Source organism: Rhodopirellula sp. MGV, assembly GCF_002251265.1.
GTDB lineage: Bacteria > Planctomycetota > Planctomycetia > Pirellulales > Pirellulaceae > Stieleria > Stieleria baltica_A.
In genome coordinates this window covers 170,203-188,665 of the sequence record NZ_NPDI01000052.1, presented here as the reverse complement: position 1 = coordinate 188,665, position 18,463 = coordinate 170,203, and the positions used below count along the sequence as shown (strand labels likewise).

General features: G+C 52.6%; 12 protein-coding genes. All 12 read left to right on the top strand.

The features are described from left to right. Positions 1-29: 29 nt before the first annotated feature. The 12 genes from CGZ80_RS19245 (at position 30) to CGZ80_RS19190 (ending at position 18,455) form a co-directional block, all read left to right on the top strand. Entirely contained in the window at positions 30-5,279 is a 5,250-nt protein-coding gene (locus CGZ80_RS19245; protein ID WP_094417302.1) for a tetratricopeptide repeat protein, read from the top strand. Between the two features lie 71 nt (positions 5,280-5,350). Further along, positions 5,351-5,986 carry an exosortase-associated EpsI family protein gene (locus tag CGZ80_RS19240; protein WP_094417301.1) on the top strand — a complete coding sequence of 212 codons (636 nt, stop codon included), beginning with the start codon at positions 5,351-5,353 and terminating at the stop codon, positions 5,984-5,986. A 10-nt stretch (positions 5,987-5,996) separates the two neighbouring features. Continuing rightward, entirely contained in the window at positions 5,997-6,866 is an 870-nt protein-coding gene (locus tag CGZ80_RS19235; protein ID WP_233148526.1) for a sugar transferase, read from the top strand. A 297-nt stretch (positions 6,867-7,163) separates the two neighbouring features. Continuing rightward, on the top strand, positions 7,164-8,015 hold the full coding sequence (locus CGZ80_RS19230) for an XrtA system polysaccharide deacetylase (protein ID WP_094417299.1): 852 nt from the start codon (positions 7,164-7,166) through the stop codon (positions 8,013-8,015). Positions 8,016-8,230: 215 nt separating this feature from the next. After that, complete coding sequence (gene rfbB / locus CGZ80_RS19225; RefSeq protein WP_094417298.1) at positions 8,231-9,292, top strand: dTDP-glucose 4,6-dehydratase; 1,062 nt, start codon at positions 8,231-8,233, stop codon at positions 9,290-9,292. A 31-nt stretch (positions 9,293-9,323) separates the two neighbouring features. Continuing rightward, positions 9,324-10,238: a glucose-1-phosphate thymidylyltransferase RfbA gene (rfbA, locus tag CGZ80_RS19220; protein ID WP_094417297.1), complete on the top strand. Its 915-nt coding sequence runs from the start codon at positions 9,324-9,326 to the stop codon at positions 10,236-10,238. 17 nt (positions 10,239-10,255) lie between these two features. Beyond that, complete coding sequence (locus CGZ80_RS19215; protein ID WP_143544034.1) at positions 10,256-11,404, top strand: glycosyltransferase; 1,149 nt, start codon at positions 10,256-10,258, stop codon at positions 11,402-11,404. After that, positions 11,398-12,735 carry an O-antigen ligase family protein gene (locus CGZ80_RS19210; RefSeq protein WP_094417295.1) on the top strand — a complete coding sequence of 446 codons (1,338 nt, stop codon included), beginning with the start codon at positions 11,398-11,400 and terminating at the stop codon, positions 12,733-12,735. Before CGZ80_RS19215 ends, CGZ80_RS19210 begins: the two co-directional genes overlap by 7 nt. Beyond that, positions 12,732-13,721: a sulfotransferase gene (locus tag CGZ80_RS19205; RefSeq protein WP_094417294.1), complete on the top strand. Its 990-nt coding sequence runs from the start codon at positions 12,732-12,734 to the stop codon at positions 13,719-13,721. Before CGZ80_RS19210 ends, CGZ80_RS19205 begins: the two co-directional genes overlap by 4 nt. A gap of 137 nt (positions 13,722-13,858) precedes the next feature. Beyond that, complete coding sequence (locus CGZ80_RS19200) at positions 13,859-15,331, top strand: lipopolysaccharide biosynthesis protein (RefSeq protein WP_158222778.1); 1,473 nt, start codon at positions 13,859-13,861, stop codon at positions 15,329-15,331. Positions 15,332-15,348: 17 nt separating this feature from the next. Continuing rightward, complete coding sequence (locus tag CGZ80_RS19195; RefSeq protein ID WP_143544033.1) at positions 15,349-17,484, top strand: alginate lyase family protein; 2,136 nt, start codon at positions 15,349-15,351, stop codon at positions 17,482-17,484. Continuing rightward, complete coding sequence (locus CGZ80_RS19190; protein ID WP_094417291.1) at positions 17,481-18,455, top strand: sulfotransferase; 975 nt, start codon at positions 17,481-17,483, stop codon at positions 18,453-18,455. The genes CGZ80_RS19195 and CGZ80_RS19190 overlap by 4 nt, the downstream gene beginning before the upstream one ends. Positions 18,456-18,463: the final 8 nt, after the last annotated feature.

Genomic DNA, 18,463 nt, shown 5'->3' with positions numbered 1-18,463 from the left:
TCCTGCATAGCTAAATCACGTTGCCCGATATGCCCCTCAACCGTTCAGATTTGGATCACGAACGAACTGGCGCCGAGAGCTCGGTCGACCAAGACAGCTCGACCGGATCCTCTGTTCACGCTGCGGTTGCCGAACCTGACTCCGCATCGACAGATTCGAGGGATGCGACCGGCCAGTCCGAAGTGATTTCGGCCTCGCATGCCGAAAAGCTGCATGAACGGCGATACAAGTGGATCGTCGATTACCGCATGCTTGGCTGGGGTGCAGCGGCAGTCGCTGGAGTCTTCATTCTCGCGGCGGCATCCTATGCGTTTAACTCCCGACGCGCGGCAACAACGTTCCTAAGTCGTGCAGATCAAGCAGCCGCCGATGGAAATCCAGCAGAGGAAGTACGTTGGCTGCAAAATTACCTGTTGCTTCACCCCGAAGATGATGCCAGGTTGCTCCGATCGGCAATTGCGGCTGACGTTGCTGCCGAACAGGCGACTCGTGAAAACATCGGAAAACGGGTCATGGTTGCCCGGAAGCGACTCGCCCTCGCCTTGTCCGGTCTTAGCCGAAAAGTCAAAGCGACCAATGGCCAAGACGAAGAACTGGTTGCTGAATGCAATGACGTCCGCAAGCGATACATCAACCGCCTCCTGCAAAGTGGCGGATACTCGCTAGCTGACGCGCGTGATCAGGTGATCGAACTCGATGCGAATAAAAACGATCCGAAAGCGCACTACTGGATGGCTTGTGCGATCGCAAGCATGGTGGAAACCAGCCGCTACAGACAGCCCGACATTGGGAAACTGGTTAAAGATGACTCCGAGTATTACCTGTGGTTGTCGCAGCAACTCCCTGGGGAAATCGTCACCAAAGCACTGACGCTAAATCCAGGCGATCTGGAACTCGCGTCACACCTATACACACTACTTTCTGAATCGCCCGAAGCGTTCGGCGTCGTTTTGGCCAATGAAGACCGCGACGTCTTTCAGAATACCTTGGATGCGATTCGGCGAACCGACGAACAACATTTCGAGATTATTGACCAAGTTCGGGTTGAGCTCGAAAACCAAGAGAACTCGCGGGCGAAACTGCTGCTGTTCAACTACCTCGTCAACGTCGGGCAGATCGAACAGGCCCGCAATGTGTTGATGCATGCTGCCGCGAAAGCGTCGCAAAGACTTTCCGAACTTGAAATCGCCGCCGCTGCAGACGCTTCCAATGATGAAGGTCAAAACATTGACGAAGACCGTATGAAGCGAGCTGCAAAGCTCTCGCCGGAAGCCGAAGCCAGCGTGATGGACTATCTTTGCGTGTTGCAAGCCGTTGGTTTCACCGCAAATCAAATCTATGCGAACGGTGGGAGCAACGGTTTTGAAGACCAACTGACTGCTGCCCGTACTTGGTTGGAACAACTGCGTGGCCTTGGCATCTATACAGTCCCTGTATCGTCCGATGCCGTAAAACGCGTTTACCTTGTTTCGGGACAGCTTGAACAAGCAGACCGGCAAATCGATAAAGCTGTCGAGTTTTGGCGAGCCGGTCTGAAAGTGGTCAGCGAAGACAACCTCGACCTATTCGGTAGTGTCGCTTGGGGACTCGCATCACAAGCATTGACGGCACGCTTGGATGATCCAAGCGTCGAAAAAAGCGACGAGCTGGAAGACCGAAAGAGCGCGGCGACAAAAGCCATCCAAGAATTCTCCACATCGATTGTTGGCAAAGAACGCCTGCTCAATCGAATGACGAGTGACGAACTTGGTGCCATCGGACGTGCAGAAGCGGTCGAGACAATCCGCAATGCCAAGTGGAAATGCAGAGTTGCGAAAGCGACATTGCTGTCTGCGGACGCCCCCAACGACGAGAATGACCGGCAGATCATCCAATTGCTGACCGGTGCCGCAGTCAAGGATTCGCCCCTTGCAGTCGCTTCACAAATGCTCGTCGGAAACCTGGTCGATCGTGAAACGACCGTGGAACCACAGGTCAGACAAGCAGGAATCGAACTTCTCGCATCTGCTTACCAACGTCGCGAAGCGTGGGACCTCGTCGGCGCATTGTTGGCCCAAGCAGCTGAGATCTTCGGTGGGAATCCCGCGCTTGCACAATCGCTGATCCAACAGAGTGGTGAAGCCTGGACTCGTGCCGGCAACCGTATGCAAGCGGCACAACAGTATCAACGAATCCAGAATTCAGTTGACCCTCGCGTCCGTCTGTTGGCACTTGAGGCAGAATTCACCTACCAACTTCGCCTGTTGCCTGAACAACGCGAAATCGCATTGCTTCGCGCTAGCCTGGATGATCTGGAAAAGTATTTTGACTCAACTGAGGAGCAGACCGACAATCCGGCCCTTAAAGACCTCTCCGCAGAACGGCTTCAACTTCGCGTCCTAAGAGCCCAGCTCCCTCCAGTTGGCGTTGCCGCGATCGATCACCTCCAGTCAGTCGATCTGGCAAACGAAATCCTGAAGCTGGCAGAGGAACACCCAGACAACAAACAGCTTAAGCGGTATGCGATCGAACGATTCGCTGCCGCGGGGGAAATCGACAAAGCTCAAGAATTGGTGGCGTCGATCGTCGATGATCCAGAAGTCTCTGACGGCGAAAAAGCAGTTATGCGAGCTCGTGTTCTCGCGGAAATGGGAAAAAACGCGGAGGCGGCCAAAGTCCTGATTGAATTGCTCAAAGATGGTTCACCTCATGACCCGTTAATTGCCCGGTATGCTTCGGAATTAGCTCTGCGAGGACGCGATTTTGTGCTCGCAGAAGAAGCACTAAAAACTGTCTCCGATGAGCGACTCACGCCTTCGTTGATCTACAACCTCTATCAAATCGCGGTGGCTTCCGAAGACGACGAAAAAGCCAAGTCCTATCTCGCGGAACTGAAACGCCACGAGCGATACGACCCCAGTGCAATTCAAGACACCACGGCGGTCTATTCGCTACTGATTGAAACGAAATCGACGATCGAAACCCTGCTTGACCGCCAACAAGGAATTGAACGCGACGACAGAACACTTGCAGAAGTCCGCAATAAAATCACAAGGCTGCAATCACTACGGCCAAACTGGGGTGAAGCCGTTGGACTTCGCGGCTGGGTTTCATTTGCTCAAGGCAACTTCAAGACCGCAATCAATCAATTGCGTTCCGGAATCAACGCAGGCGACCAAAGAATGCGAACACGCCAAATGCTGTGGCGAGCGTTGATGGAAGAAGGGCAATACGATGAAGCAGAGCGAGAGATCCGCTTAGCCAGTTTTGCTACGCGGACTGATGTCGACCCCTACGACGAAGTCTCAAACCAGATTGCGATCGAAAACGAGAAGTTTGAACAGGCTTTACAAGCATCTAAGAAAGTCGCAGAAGAAAATCCAAGCGATCCCTACGCGTGGCTGACGTATGCCAAATTTGTCAACGTTATCCGCGAAAAGCTACAAGGATCGGATAATGCAGAGATGTCACAGGACGTCACCGAACTGCTAAAGACCGCGCAAGATGCAATCGCACATGCCGAATCGATTGCCAAAACTGAAAAAGAGAAATACGCAGTCGAATCAACTCGCGTTGGCCTGGTCATAGCGATCAAAAACCAAGCTGAACTCTCAGCGGAACTTGATCGAATTGCGAACCTTTCGATCGCAGAAAATCAAAGGTTACAACTGGAAGCTAGAGTCCTGGTCGCACTTGATCGAATTGATGACGCGATCGCAAAACTGAGACAAGCAAACGAACTTGAGCAAAACTTGAATGTCCAACGGATGCTCGCTCAATTGCTTCGAACCAGTGGAAAGCACGACGAGTCGATCAAAATCTGGCGTCAAGCCTTGGCGAATGACCGCAATAACCCAATCATTCGCACTCAGCTGGCAACGACAATTGTGAGTAGCGGCAAGGACATTGATTGGGACGAAATCGCTACCCTGCTTAACGACCAAAGGAACGCGACCGAGCAAAACCGTTTGGTTTACGCAATGCTGTTGATGTCCAAGGGGGATTTCTTCCAACGTCAGGAGGCAATTCGGCAACTTCGACTTCTTTCGGGAAGTAGCACCGAAGTTGGCACGGAAGCTGCTCGCATGCAGGCTGCACTTCTGATCGACCTGGTCGAGAACTCAAACAAACTGCCTGACGAACAACGAGGCCAGCTCGACTTGGAACAAATGAAAAGCGAAGCGAGACAAATTCTTCAACGACTCTCCAGCCGGGATAACGCAGGTCTCACCGACCGACGGAATTACGCCGTCTTTTTGCTGCGTAGTGGCGAACCGGAAGATTTGCAGATCGCTAGCGAGATCATCGAACAGATGAAGCGGGATCCGGACGCGGCTCTGGAAGTGCTCCGATTGTCGATCCTCCTTTCAAATGCAAGCAAGAGCAGCGATCAATTGCCGATGGTGGTCCAGGACTGGGCTCAGAATGTCGCTGGTGAAGGCGACCGTGTGGATATTGTCGCTGGTGAAGCGTTAATGAGATCGGGTTATGTTCGCGAAGGTCTTACCTGGTTTAAGAAGGCCTACGCGGAAGACGAATCGACCTACGGCAACTATATCGTTGCCCTTTCGATTGCGAACCAGTACGACGAGGCGGCAAAGATCGCCGCAGAGCAATTCGAAAAATCTCCAACACCTTTGAAAGCAGTCTTACTCGTCGAAGCATTGCTCTCACTCGACCCAAATATCCTTTTGCCCCGCTACCAGCAAATCTTCGATCAAGCAGAAGCAGACTACGGAACGAATCCTGCTGTGCTGGAGAGCCTCGGCACCTGGGCGATGCAGAAACGCAAGTTTGAACGGGCAATCGCACTCTATTTGAAAGCGATTGAACAAGATCCGCGTCGTCCACGCGCGCTGAATAACCTGGCGATGGTTTTCGCGGAAACACCGGGACGTGCCAAAGAGGGTCTCCAGTGGATCAACCAAGCAATTATGATCGCTGGTGACAAAGCGGAACTACTTGATACGAAAGGAACGGTGCTGTTGCGAAGCTCACGTCCCGTCGAAGCTGTAGAAGTATTCAAGCAGGCGATCAGACAAAGCAAAGATCCACGCTACATGTTCCACCTTGTTGAAGCGCTCGTGGAACTTGGAAAAGAGAGCCAAGCGGAGTTTGTCTGGGGAAAAATCGACTTTTCCAAGATAGACAACAAAGCTTTAACGCAATCGGAACGCCAATCGATGCGAGAACTGCATAAGCGATTTGGTACAAAATCAACCGTTCCTGATGAGTCAGCGAGCACAATGATTGATTTTAACCGTTACACCGAGAGGGTCGAGTTTATCGCGACGAACTAGCACCGTGGCGAACTTACGACCAACTTCAACCTCCGTCCTTCCCATCACCGCCTCCCTCAGTCCCGTAAAGTATGCGTCCTTCGTTTCAGTCCCGACAAACGGTTATCGCCGTCTTGCTCTCCTTGACGCTCCTATCAGGTGTCGTCCACGGATATCTGGACGGACGGTGGGTAAGCATGGACGAGCGACAAGGGCAAGCGGATTTACTTTCCGAAATTCCAACTGAGTTTGGCGATTGGAAGTTAACCACCGAAAAGCCTCTCGCTGAGAATGCACAACGACAGCTACGTTGCTATGGTTCAACAACTCGCGTTTATCAAAACCTGAACACCGGTGACAGCGTCACAGTCGCGGTGCTATTCGGTCCCCGGGGACCGATTGCGGTTCACACACCCGATGTTTGCTATGTTTCGCAGGGAACCAAACCTGCGGCGCCAAGATCGGTTCGCTCATTCAATACCGATGCGGGGCAACATCGGCTCTGGACGATCGATTTCAAGCAGAACGGTGAAACGAACCCTTCCCTCAACGTGCTGTACGGTTGGTCGAGTGGAGGTGATTTTGAAGCGGCGGACAACCCACGATTCTGGCTGACAGATGACCTCTTCAAGATTCAAGTGGCCGGACCAATCACCGGCACCGCAGTGAAGCCTACTGAAGCGTTTCTGAAAGCGTTTTTGCCCCACCTAGAGAAACTCATTCAATAAAGGAATAGTCGTGCTTGATTACGTTCCCCCACACGACGACGATCGCTACGAAAGCGATGAAGATTCCGCGGTTTCCACGGTTACTCGACGTAGCGTAGAGACACCGACTCCGCCTCGTCAAACAGCCGGTTCGTCGCGCAAACTTGCGGTCGCACGAGCTCGATACTTTCGTCGCAAGTACATCATTGAGCGATTCCTCGCGACGGCTCTCTTTGTCGGTACCGGCCCCCTGGTTGCAGCGCTGATCGTACTGGTTCGCGTCACATCCAAAGGACCAGGAATCTACAAACAGAAACGACTCGGTTTGCATGGCGAAGTCTTTGACGTCTACAAGCTTCGTTCGATGTACGTCGATGCAGAATCCAACGGAAAGCCAGTCTGGTGCACCAAGAACGACTCGCGCATTACCCCTGTTGGAGCGTTTCTCCGCAAAACTCACCTCGATGAGTTGCCACAACTTTGGAATGTTGTCCGAGGCGATATGTCTTTGACAGGGCCTCGGCCAGAGCGTCCAGAGATTTGCGAAAAGCTTGCAGTAATCATCGACAACTACTACGGACGAAATACGGTTCGTCCCGGCGTCACCGGACTCGCGCAAATTAACCTGGAACCGGATCAGACGGTCGGCGATGTACGTAGAAAACAATTCCTCGATTTGAACTACATCGAAAACGCCTGCCTGTCTCTCGACCTTCGCATGCTGGTTGCAACGATGTTGCGCGTCGTAGGGATTCGTGGCGGCGTAGCAATGCGTTTGATGGGATTGTGTAGGATCAAATTGGTTCACGACTCCGTCGAGCCCTGTGCAGGCGACGACTGCCGTCTATTCGCCATCCAAACTGACAGCTCGGAAGGCGAAGCCCCTCGCACGCCCCGCTAGTCAGGTTTCCTCCCCTCAGGTGAAGATTGAACACGGAAGTCAATCGACAAAACGGCCACGGTTGTGATTCGTTCCGGTTGTTCCGCTTGGTGCCTCGCGAAACCGCCCAATTTGATGGGTGACACGTTGCGAAGATCCTGCGGCAACGCAAAATGTCTCTTCTGAAATCCGGCCGAACTCCCCGTAACACTGGCACGCATTCAGCTTGCTAGGTGCTAGCCTTTGGCAGCTATCCTAAGAAGTCTCCGCTGGACTGAAACACGGATTTTTACGCCGTCGTACGCACTTTGCGCCGCAATGTCTCAACCAATCAAACACGCGTTCACAGTCGATGTGGAAGACTACTACCAGGTCTCCGCAATGGAACATCGCGTACAGCGTTCCGATTGGGATCGTATGGACAGTCGGGTTGTCCAAAATACAGATCGGATGCTTTCGCTACTTGACCGACACAATGTTCAAGCAACGTTTTACATTTTGGGCTGGGTCGCCAACCGTTTTCCGAGCTTGGTGCAGCGGATCGCTAAATCCGGCCACGAAATCGCATCGCACGGCTTTTGGCATCGCTTGATCTATACGCAGACGCCAGAAGAATTCGCACAGGATCTCTCTGACAGTATCGACGCCATCACAAGTGCGTGCGGCACCCGACCAACCGCGTATCGAGCGCCAAGCTTTTCCATCACTGACAAAAGCTGGTGGGCATTGCAAGTACTCGCAGAGCACGGCTTTACTGACGACAGCAGTGTGTTCCCGATCAGCGGTCATAATCGATATGGCGTTGCCAGAGCGGAGAAAGTGATCCATTCGATCGAGACCGAAGCAGGATCAATCCGAGAGTTCCCGCCCGCGCCGGGTCGATTCGGAAAGGCAACGCTGCCGATCGGTGGAGGCTATTTCCGATTGTTCTCGCTCAACCTGACTTTTGCGGCGATTCGTTCGGTTGCCAAGAAAGCCCATCCGGCAATGTTTTACATCCACCCGTGGGAAATCGACCCCGAACAACCGAAAGTGCATGGGCTAAGTCGCACGACTCGTTTTCGGCACTACGTCGGATTAAAGAAGACAGAGCACAAGCTGGACAAACTACTCGAGCACTTCTCGTTTACGACGATGAGCGACGCTGCGAGTGCAATCTACGTTGCCTGACTATCTCCACGACGTGCAGCGATGCACGCATACAGAAATCAGGCAATCCGAACTAGCTGCGGATTCACAGTTAACGGTCGCTGACAGGGAAGTTGGTGAGAACATGAAAATGGACGGTATGACACAATTCTCTTCAAAGACAGTGTGGTTGACTGCGAAAACGAATTCGCTGTCACCCAAGTGGACGAAGTCCGCGCGGACGCTTCGCTAAACCCATGAAATGGATTGTTACCGGCGGTGCCGGGTTTATCGGAAGCTGCTTCGTACGTGAAGCAGTAGCGAATCGATATGCCAAGATTATCAATCTCGACGCATTGACGTATGCGGGAAACCGCGACTCACTGCCGGCGGAAAGTGCCGAAAACGTCTTTGTCGAAGGCAACATTAACGACGTTTCGCTCGTTAGACGTTTACTCGAAACTCACCGGCCGGATGCGCTCGTCCATTTTGCAGCTGAGTCGCACGTCGACCGTTCGATTGACGGGCCGCAAGCGTTTATTGAAACGAACGTCAATGGAACGTTCACGCTGCTCAATGCGGCAAATTCCTATTGGAAATCGCTTTCAACCGACGACAAAGAACGGTTTCGTTTTTTGCACGTTTCGACCGACGAAGTCTATGGATCCCTCGGCCAAAGCGGATCATTCAGCGAATCCAGTCGCTACCAGCCTTCGTCACCCTACGCGGCATCGAAAGCGGCGGCGGACCATTTGGTTCGGGCATGGCATCATACGTACGGTCTTCCCGTGCTGATTACCAATTGCAGCAATAACTTTGGGCCATACCAATTTCCAGAAAAACTAATCCCGTTGATGATTTTGCGAGCCGTCGCAGGTGAGTCACTTCCAGTCTACGGTGACGGAAGCAACGTTCGCGATTGGCTCCACGTCAGCGACCACTGTGCGGCGCTCCGGACTGTGCTGTCCCAAGGACGCATTGGTGAGACCTACAACATTGGCGGCAATTGCGAACGCAGCAATCTCGAAGTGGTCAAAACAATTTGCGACGCAGTCAACGCGACCCATCCCGAACTCGCACACGACTGCCACGAGCTGATTCTCTTCGTCGAAGATCGCCCCGGGCACGATCAACGGTATGCAATTGATGCGACGAAAATCACCTCAGAACTTGGCTGGAAACCACAGCACTTGTTTGACACCGCTATCGAAGACACGGTCAGCTGGTACTTGAACAATCAAGCTTGGACCAATCGAATCTTATCTGGCGAATACCGTCTACAGCGACTCGGAACCAACCCGCCCAGTATCGCGGAGTAGGTTTGTTGCGGATCGACACCGCATCCATTTCATGTTGAACGAACAGCATCTTCGAGACCCAAAGCTCCCACGTAAGGGGATCATTCTTGCGGGCGGTGCGGGAACGCGTCTTCATCCAATCACGCGTGGCATCTCCAAGCAACTGATTCCGGTCTACGACAAACCGATGGTTTACTACCCTCTGTCAGTCTTGATGTTAGCTGGGATTCGCGAAATCCTTCTTATTTCAACTCCTGATGATATCGGAGGATTTCGACGATTGCTTGGCAACGGCGAACAATGGGGTATCTCGATCAGCTACGCCGAACAAGCAAATCCCAACGGACTGCCCGAAGCCTTTATCATCGCTGAAGACTTTCTTGCGGGTAGCGCGTCTGCGTTGATTTTAGGCGACAACATTTTTTACGGGCATGGGTTCTCGTCACAACTCCGTGGTGCAAGTGAGCAATCAAGTGGCGCGACCGTGTTTGCTTATCCTGTAAGCAATCCCCAACGTTACGGAGTCATCGAATTTGACGAATCGGGACAAGCGATCGGACTCGAAGAAAAGCCACAAAGTCCACGCTCGAAATACGCCATCACCGGCCTCTATTTTTTCGACACCGATGCTTGCGAAGTCGCACGCAATCTAACGCCTTCAAAGCGAGGCGAATTAGAGATCGTTGATTTGATCGGGCATTACTTGTCGCATCAATCTCTGCACGTCGAACAGTTCGGCCGGGGATTTGCATGGCTGGATACTGGGACCCGTGACAGTTTGCTTGACGCTTGCAACTTTGTGGCGGCCATTGAAAAGCGTCAAGGCTTGAAAATCGGATGTCCCGAAGAGATCGCGTGGCGCAACAATTGGATCGCATCGGCCCAGTTGACTCAGCTTGGCGACATGATGAACAACGACTATGGTCGCTACCTCATCGAGTTGGTCGGGGCTACGGAACGCGACTAATTCGACGTCAATAGCTCGTGCCTGCAACTAACTTGATACGTGTCGCATTTATCGTCTCCACATTCGAACAAGGCGGGATGGAGCGTTGTATCAGTCGACTTTGCAATCGACTGGACCGCAAACGTTATTCACCAACCGTGATTTCGTTTTCGTCCATCGGTTCGGCAGATCACTGGATCACAACCGAAGGTGTCGAACGCGTCGGACTTGGTTTCGGCGGAGGTAATAATCCGAAACTGATCATTCGACTCGCGAAAGAGTTGCGTGATCGCAAAATTGATGTTGCTCACTCGCACAATTGGGGAAGTTTGCTGGAAACATCGATAGCAACTCGCCTCAGCAAAACCAACCATGTGCATTCCGAGCGAGGAACGGTCCTCAATCATCTCGGCGCACCGGAATGGAAGGTCCGACTACGAGCACATCTGGCTACCGCAGCGCTACGAAGGACGAATCAGGTGCTGACGGTCGCCAACCACACGGCAGACGTCCTACGACGATATTGCCCAAGAGTAAGCAATCGAATCAAAGTCATTGGCAACGGGGTTGACCCAATACTGAGCAACGACGGTGCTGATCTCCGTGAACGATTTGGTGTCAAGCCGGATGAAATCCTGGTCGGCTCGGTCTCACGATTGGTCGATGTTAAGAACCTGCACTGCCTCATTGATGCAATGAATAAGGCAACGCGCCAATCGCCAAAGTTAAAGCTTGCGATCGTCGGTGAAGGTCCCAACCGCACCGCGTTGGAATCGGCTGTTCAAGAATATCGACTTTCGGAAAAGGTCATCTTCGCTGGAATGCAAGAACGACCCGACGCATGGTTCGACGCGTTTGATGTGTTTGTCAACTGCAGTATCAGTGAAGGAATCAGCCAAGCACTTCTTGAGTCGCTATCCAAGGGCATTCCGTCGGTTGTCACGGATGTCGGAGATCACGGGATGATCGTCCGCTCCCCAGTCCCATCGGGGATCGTCGTCCCTTCACGCGACCATGAGATGATGGCTGAAGGACTTGTTCGGCTCGCAAGCGATGAAGACGAGCGTGTGCAACTAGGAAAAGCAGCTTTGGAAAAATACAACCAGCAGTTCACGATCGAGGCCATGGTGGAGAATCATTCACGGGTCTATCGCTCAGTCGTAAACGGTAAATTGACCCCATGTTAAAAACCTGGCTCTATATGACGCTGGGGATAGTCGGTGTCATCGCTGCGCTATTGAATCCGCTCTACGGCGCGGTAGCGATCATCGAATCGTATTTGTTCACACCAACGGTGTTTTCACCAGAGCTTCTAAGCTTCCGATTTCAATTCAATATTGCGATCGCATTCATGCTTGGGCTGCTAATGCACGGCATGCGTTCGCTGCCAAAAGTGCATAACGAAGGCCGGATCAACTATCTTTTGATCGCGTATGGACTTGTCGGACTAAGCTCGACCCTCTGGGCGGTCAAAGATCCAGATGTTGCCTGGCGAAACTCGATCGATATTGGCAAAACGATTCTGGTCTCGCTTCTAATCTTTCGATCGATCGGCGACGAGAAATCATTTCGGACGATTATCTATGCGATTCTGGTCGGCGTTGCCCACTGCGCTTTCATGTATATCGTTGGGGCGAACATCGGCTGGGTTCCCAAAAAATTGGCGAGAGAGTTTGGGATTCTCCCAGACATGCAAGCGTCGGTCATGACCTACTACGTGCCGCTATTTGTCCTCTTTTCGATCTATGGGCGTACGATCTGGACGAAACTGTTTTCATTGGTGGGCCTGCTGCTAATTCTTGACGCGATCGTCAACTCCTACCAACGTGCTTACTTCGTGGCACTATTGGTTGAAATGGCGTTCCTCGTTGTCATTTTGCCGAAACGGATTGTCCTTCGCCTCATACCTGCAATGCTGGTCGGAGTACTTGCCTTCGTTTTCGTGTTTTCACCCGATGACTATTGGGAACAAATGAAGACAATTCTCGACAACAAGAACGACGGTTCGGCGCAAAGTCGATTCGCCATTGCGGACGCGAGCATGAAGATGTTTGCAGACTATCCGTGGGGAGTTGGCTATCGCAACTATCCACAAATCAGCCCAAGATACCTTACCGACAGATGGCTCACCGACGGCGGTCAGCGAGCCGCGCACAACACCTTTTTCACGGTCCTTTGTGAACTGGGCATCGTTGGTTTTTCATTGTTGATGGGCGCCGTTGGGTATGCGTTGTGGCTACTGCGTCGCGTTCGGAAACTGACCAATATGAAACAAGTGACCGAGTTTGAAGCATTCGCAATGTCGATTGAAGTCGGCTTGATCGGCTGGCTCGTCGGTGGGCTTTTCCACTCGGACCATGAAGTCGATCCGATCTATTGGTCGCTTGCACTCACACCTGCAATTGTGCGTATTCAAATGCTGCTCCGGCAGCCGCCACCGGATCCAAACCTGTTCGTTGACGGCGCAGATACGTTGACACCCCAGCAGACCAATTCTGTTTACGGAGCTACTTCGTGACCAATCAAGTGCAGAACAATCTGCCTACCCAGCCGGTGATCCTTGCGTTTGGAATGCCGCGTTCGGGGACTTCATGGATCGGCAAATTACTCGATAGCCACCCGGCTACGTACTACCTTCACGAACCGGATTCCGTGATGCGTCTGGAAGGCGTTCCGACGCTGCCATTGACATCCGAGCTAGACAAATATGGCGAACTGATTCGGACACACCTCGAAAGTATCTTTGAAGTGCGTTCGCCTCGAGTGACCTGCAAGATGCCTCAGTTTCGAAAGTCATATCGCAATTTTTTGGGCAACCAATTTGCGATTGGATCGGCTTACGTTTGCAAAGCACTCTCGAAGCACCTCAGTGATGTCCAAGTGCCGCGGTTTGCCGCAATTGACCACCCTGGCCTGGTCATCGTCTGGAAGTCCATTCAATCGGCCGGTCGTATCGAGCTCGTCAACCGAAACCTTCCCAACAGCAAAGCGTTACTGATTCTTCGACATCCATGCGGTCAAATCGCTTCGCTGATTCGGGGCCGTTCCTTCATGTCGAAGAAGCCGGCCAGTGAAAAGTATGGACTTTTCGAAGAGGCAATTGAAAGTGGACTTGTCGAGTCGAGCGGACTGACAATCGAATCGCTGAAACAGATGACACCGGTGCAGCGTTTGGCGTGGCAATGGAGAATCATGAACACCAAAGCATGCCACGATCTTGACTCTGTCGGAGGCCAGCTTTGCGTCTACGAACAGATCGCCAAGGACATCGGTGCCATGGAAGAACAATTCAAGGCGCTCGGCCTGGACTTCCATGCGCAGACGCAACAATTCCTAAAGTCGAGTTCAGAAAAACAGCGAGCCGCATACTTCAGCGTTTACAAACAATCCGCATCTGTAGCCGACGCCTGGATGGACGAGATGGCCGCCGAGGACATTCGTGATGTGATGGAGATTGTGGAACCCTCTGAACCATGGCAACGGCTTGCGGCGACCATCGACTGATTAATCGTGACGTCTCGTTCGCTCCCCATTCGCTCACCATTGTGACAAAAGAACTGCCACCTACCGAAGAACAACCAACGCAACCGGACATGTCTGCCGTGTCGTCATCCGAGTCCGAATTTGAACCGATTCAGGAGATGTCTACGAAGTCAGCGGTACGCTGGAGCGTGATATCCGGCTATGCGATGATGTTGATTCGCATCGTCGTTTCCGTTGCGCTTGCACGGCTACTTGCCCCGGAAGTTTTCGGGCTGTACTCGATGGGCTATGTACTCGTCGGGATTGCCGGGAAACTCAAGACAATGGGTTTTTCGTCGGCGATCATCCAGCGGACTGAGATAACGCGTCCTTACCTGAATGCGATTTTCTGGGCCAACTTTGCGCTCTGCGGTAGCATTGGTCTGGTTATCGCTGCGACAGCGCCACTTTCGGCAATGTGGTTTGGTGAAGCAGTCTTGTTTCCGGTCACGCTCGCGCTTTCATTGACATTGCTCGGACCAGGCCTGACGCTTGTCTCGTCTGCGATGCTGCAAAAGCAATTCGCATTCAATCGGCTCGCGATTCGAGAGGTCGGCGAAATCCTCGTTGGAGCAATAGCCACCATCCTTTCGGCGATCATGGGGTTCGGCGTTTGGTCGCTGGTGTTTGGCGAACTAAGCGGGATGGCTTATCGGATCATTTCAATCCACCTGATTTACCCGTTCATCCCCGGTCGCGATTGCGACTGGAAAAACATGCGGGAGAGTGCGAAGTTCGGCATCAATGTCACCGCCGCACGACTCATTCAACACCTTGCCGTTAACATCGACGTGTTCGCCATCGGTAGCTTGCTTGGACCTGTGCCGCTCGGATTCTACGCGATCGCCGCGAAGTACATGCGCCTGCCACGTGACCTGGTTGACCGAATTGCCAACCGCGTCTTGTTCTCTGTGTTCTGTAGAGATCAAAACGATCCGGAACGCTTGGCAGACGTATTTTTACGATCGCGATCGGTGACCTGCCTGGTCGTCTTCCCGGTGATGTTCGGCATGGCTGTCCTTGCCGAACCGTTTGTCATTGGGGTACTCGGCGAGAAATGGATTCCCTCGATCAATGTCCTACGGCTACTTTCAATCGCCTGTGCAGTCGAATCAGTGGGCGCAACGAATCGCAAACTATTGATCGCGACCAATCGCACGCATCATTTGGTCAGGCTCTCGATCATCAATGCGGTGGTACGTGGGATTTTTGTCTCGATCGGCTGCTGGTGGAACATCGAGATCGTTGCGATCGCCTTCCTGCTCTCAAGTTTTGTAACAACACCAATGTCCTTACGGATGGTGATTGATGCGTTGCCGACGTTGAACGTGCGGCGTCTGACCGTAACGATTCTCCAAGCGGCTTACCCGACGTTGGTAATGTGCCTCGTCCTGACACCACTCACGTTTCTATTATCAAGTTGGAACGCACATCCGCTGGTCAATTTGGCGATCGGTTCGGCAGTTGGTGTCGCCACTTATGCAATTGCCTTGATCATGATCGCACCGCCCGGCGTAGCTGACATTTTTCGCTTGCTCCCGAACAAGCTTCGCCGCTTGCCAGGACTCAAAACTGTCGCGGCATCCTTGTAAAGTTCTGAGCTCCTGTTTTGTCCATCTCTCACAAGCTTCGTAAACTTCGGCGGATGCCGCTGGCGGAAATCCTGACCCGGAGTAGCCAACAGGCGACCGACCTCGAAGACAGGTTGCGAGTAGCCATGAAGCGAGCCCCACGACTGAAGTGTCGGAATAACCCACACCAAGTCGTCGATCGATGCATGGATCTCGTTCCAGGTGTCAATCTTCTCACTCGAAGCGCTTCCGAGAACACTGACTTTATCTCGGTCATTGAAACCGAAAAAGAACGTGTTTTGCAACGAGCAAATGACGTCTTCACAGGAAAGGTGCAACTGCTCGGAATTGACTTCACCGTACCACCAACCGATTGGAATCTCGATCCGGGTTCCGGGCATTCGTTCGAGCAGGCATTTCGTGGTGCGGTCAAGACTCATCAACACGGAAAAAATCGGATCGATGTCAAACACCCTTGGGAACTCGGTCGATTTCAGTACTTGGTCCCGGTCGCACAGTCATATCTATTTGATCGCGACAACCGATCACCTCAGGTAGTTACAGCGACGATTGAAAGTTGGATTGATAGCCAGCCTTATGCGACGGGGATTCACTGGACGAGTGCACTCGAAGTTGCGATTCGCGGCATCTCATGGATTTGGTGCTTGGCCTGCATCGGAAAAAGCAATGCAGTCGAGGAAACATTCCTCACCAAAGTCACCGAATCGCTTTGGCAACATGGCCATGCGCTGCACCGCAACCTTTCTTACTACAGCAGCCCGTACAACCACTTGATCGGTGAGTGCTGTGCGCTCTACATGCTTGCGATTGCGTTGCAGGATGTCTTCGATACCAGCCCTTGGATGCGACGTGCCCGCCAGACATTGACGGGGGCTATTGACCATCAGTTTTATGAAGACGGATTTACGCTGGAACAATCGTCAAGCTACCAGTACTTCACGTTGGGCTTCTTGTCGCTCACAGCTGCTGCAGCAACCCAGGACTCTGCCGAGTTTCCTTTGCAATCCGCAATAGGAAAGGCCGTTGTGGCAGGGAACGCTTTTGAATCGGAAACCGGCGAGTGGGCGGCGATCGGAGACAGCGATTCGGCGCGCGCCATACCTGTGTTCCCAGAATCGGAGTGGGACTTCTCAGGCGTCGCAACACTTGCAAGCGTCTTGGCAAACGAGACCTCGTTTCCCAAACAAGTAAACTTCAGCGAGTTGCTTTGGACGCTTGGAGAATCCGGTCTTCGCAACTTCGAGAAACTCGAACATCTCCATCGCCAGAGCTCAACATACTTTCCTGATGCGGGTTATGCGATCTATTCGAACGATCGGACCTGGGTTTGTCTTGATGGTGGCGAAATTGCCGATGGACTTCATAGCGATGACACCCCATCAACGGCGCACGGGCATCTTGACCAATTACAGGTTCTAGCTTCACTCGATGGGCTTCCGTTTTTGATCGACTCCGGAATGCCTCATTACTTCCAGTCCGAATCAGCAGCCGACTATTTTCGAGGCATAGCGGCCCACAATACCATTGAGTTCCAAGGACACCCGCCGGCGACGGTTTGCGGCCCGCTGATGTGGAATCGCGTCCAAAGCGAATGCTCGATCTACGAACCACAGGTTATGAACGGAGTCTGGTGCAGCCAAGCGACTTTAAAATTCAAAACCCATACAGACGCAGTCCAACGAAGTGTCTTAGTGAAAGATGAGTTCGGGCTAATCGTGGTCGACACCATTCCAGAATTCCTGCTCAGCCAAGCGATCTGGCACTGGCACATCTCGCCCGAACGGAAGACAAAACCATCGTCAGAGACCGCCTACTGTCACACAATTGACGACTACCGACTTTATACGTTTACCCAGAGTGGCTCAGTCGAAGTCGCACAATTGAATACACCGGATGACCCAATCCGTTCGTCGATTTCCAAGGGCTATGGCCACACTGCCGCCCATTGTCACTTGACAAGCAAAGTGCACGGCCAAAACTCGAACAAGCGTCCATCTCGCACAATCGTCCACGGTTGGGTAAAGTCAGGCCGGGATGTTGAAATCCAAATCGAAGGCGATTCCTGCCAGTTCGGTGATGACCTTACTGAATCACACGAGGGCACTTGGCGAATCAACCTCGTCCGTGACAACGCGGGACTGCGACTGTCATGAATTGTCCGGAAGAATTGTTCGATACAGTCGACAACTTGATTAACAGCCAGCGGAACGATGGGGAAAAGCTTCCTTCAATGCCTGGGGTGAAACAACGGCGCACGTCAATCGATTGCAACCAAAGCTGGGGTTCCCAACTTCGCAAGCGTCTATCCATGCGAGTACTCGCAGGACGCAAATACCTTTACCAACGGGTCTGCAAACGCAAATCGACTCCGCTGGCAAAGCTGTTTATCTTTGGGTGCCAACGCTCTGGAACCAGCATGCTTTGCGATGTGTTTCACCGCGACTTGTCGACAGAAGTGCTGTACGAAACGAGTCGAATCACTTGCGATGGACATGATCGACTTCGGTTACGCGAGGTAGAACAAGTACGCGAGTTGCTAGAACGTTCGCCGGCGCGATTGGTTGTGGCTAAGCCGATTGTTGAAAGCCAAAATGCGAGCTACTGGTTGGACCAGATCCCCGGGCTGCAGGCTGTTTGGATGTATCGGCGATACCCGGATCAAATCCGATCGCACGTGACTCGTTTCGATTCACAACGAAGCAACCTCGAATCGATTGTTCGGCAGGAGCAGGACAATTGGCGTAGCGAGAACATTGATGACGAAATGCTGGATCTTGTCCGCCAGTTCTACCGTCCCGAAATGCGCCGCCAAGACGCCGCCGGATTGTACTGGTACCTGAGAAACTACCACCTCTTCCGCACCGGGCTTCACAAAGACCCTCGCGTCCATGTTCTCTGCTACGAAGAACTCGTACGCAGCCCAGAAGACTACGTCTCACGACTCTACGATGTCTTGGACGTCCCAGTTGTTGGAACGGCACGTCTTTGCAACTTCGTTGACACACGGTCGATCGGCCATGGCGAATCGATGGAGTTGTCACCCGCGATCGCAGATCTTTGCGACGACATGATGGCGAAACTCCAAGACGCATTCATGCAGGGTTCGCTCGGGACCTTGCGGTAACAGCAAAC

Bases quoted from the DNA above. Each gene is read 5' to 3' on its own strand.
- CGZ80_RS19245 (WP_094417302.1), top strand. From the start codon at position 30: ATGCCCCTCAACCGTTCAGATTTGGATCACGAACGAACTGGCGCCGAG.
- CGZ80_RS19240 (WP_094417301.1), top strand. From the start codon at position 5,351: ATGCGTCCTTCGTTTCAGTCCCGACAAACGGTTATCGCCGTCTTGCTC.
- CGZ80_RS19230 (WP_094417299.1), top strand. From the start codon at position 7,164: ATGTCTCAACCAATCAAACACGCGTTCACAGTCGATGTGGAAGACTAC.
- rfbB (WP_094417298.1), top strand. From the start codon at position 8,231: ATGAAATGGATTGTTACCGGCGGTGCCGGGTTTATCGGAAGCTGCTTC.
- rfbA (WP_094417297.1), top strand. From the start codon at position 9,324: ATGTTGAACGAACAGCATCTTCGAGACCCAAAGCTCCCACGTAAGGGG.
- CGZ80_RS19210 (WP_094417295.1), top strand. From the start codon at position 11,398: ATGTTAAAAACCTGGCTCTATATGACGCTGGGGATAGTCGGTGTCATC.
- CGZ80_RS19200 (WP_158222778.1), top strand. From the start codon at position 13,859: ATGTCTACGAAGTCAGCGGTACGCTGGAGCGTGATATCCGGCTATGCG.
- CGZ80_RS19190 (WP_094417291.1), top strand. From the start codon at position 17,481: ATGAATTGTCCGGAAGAATTGTTCGATACAGTCGACAACTTGATTAAC.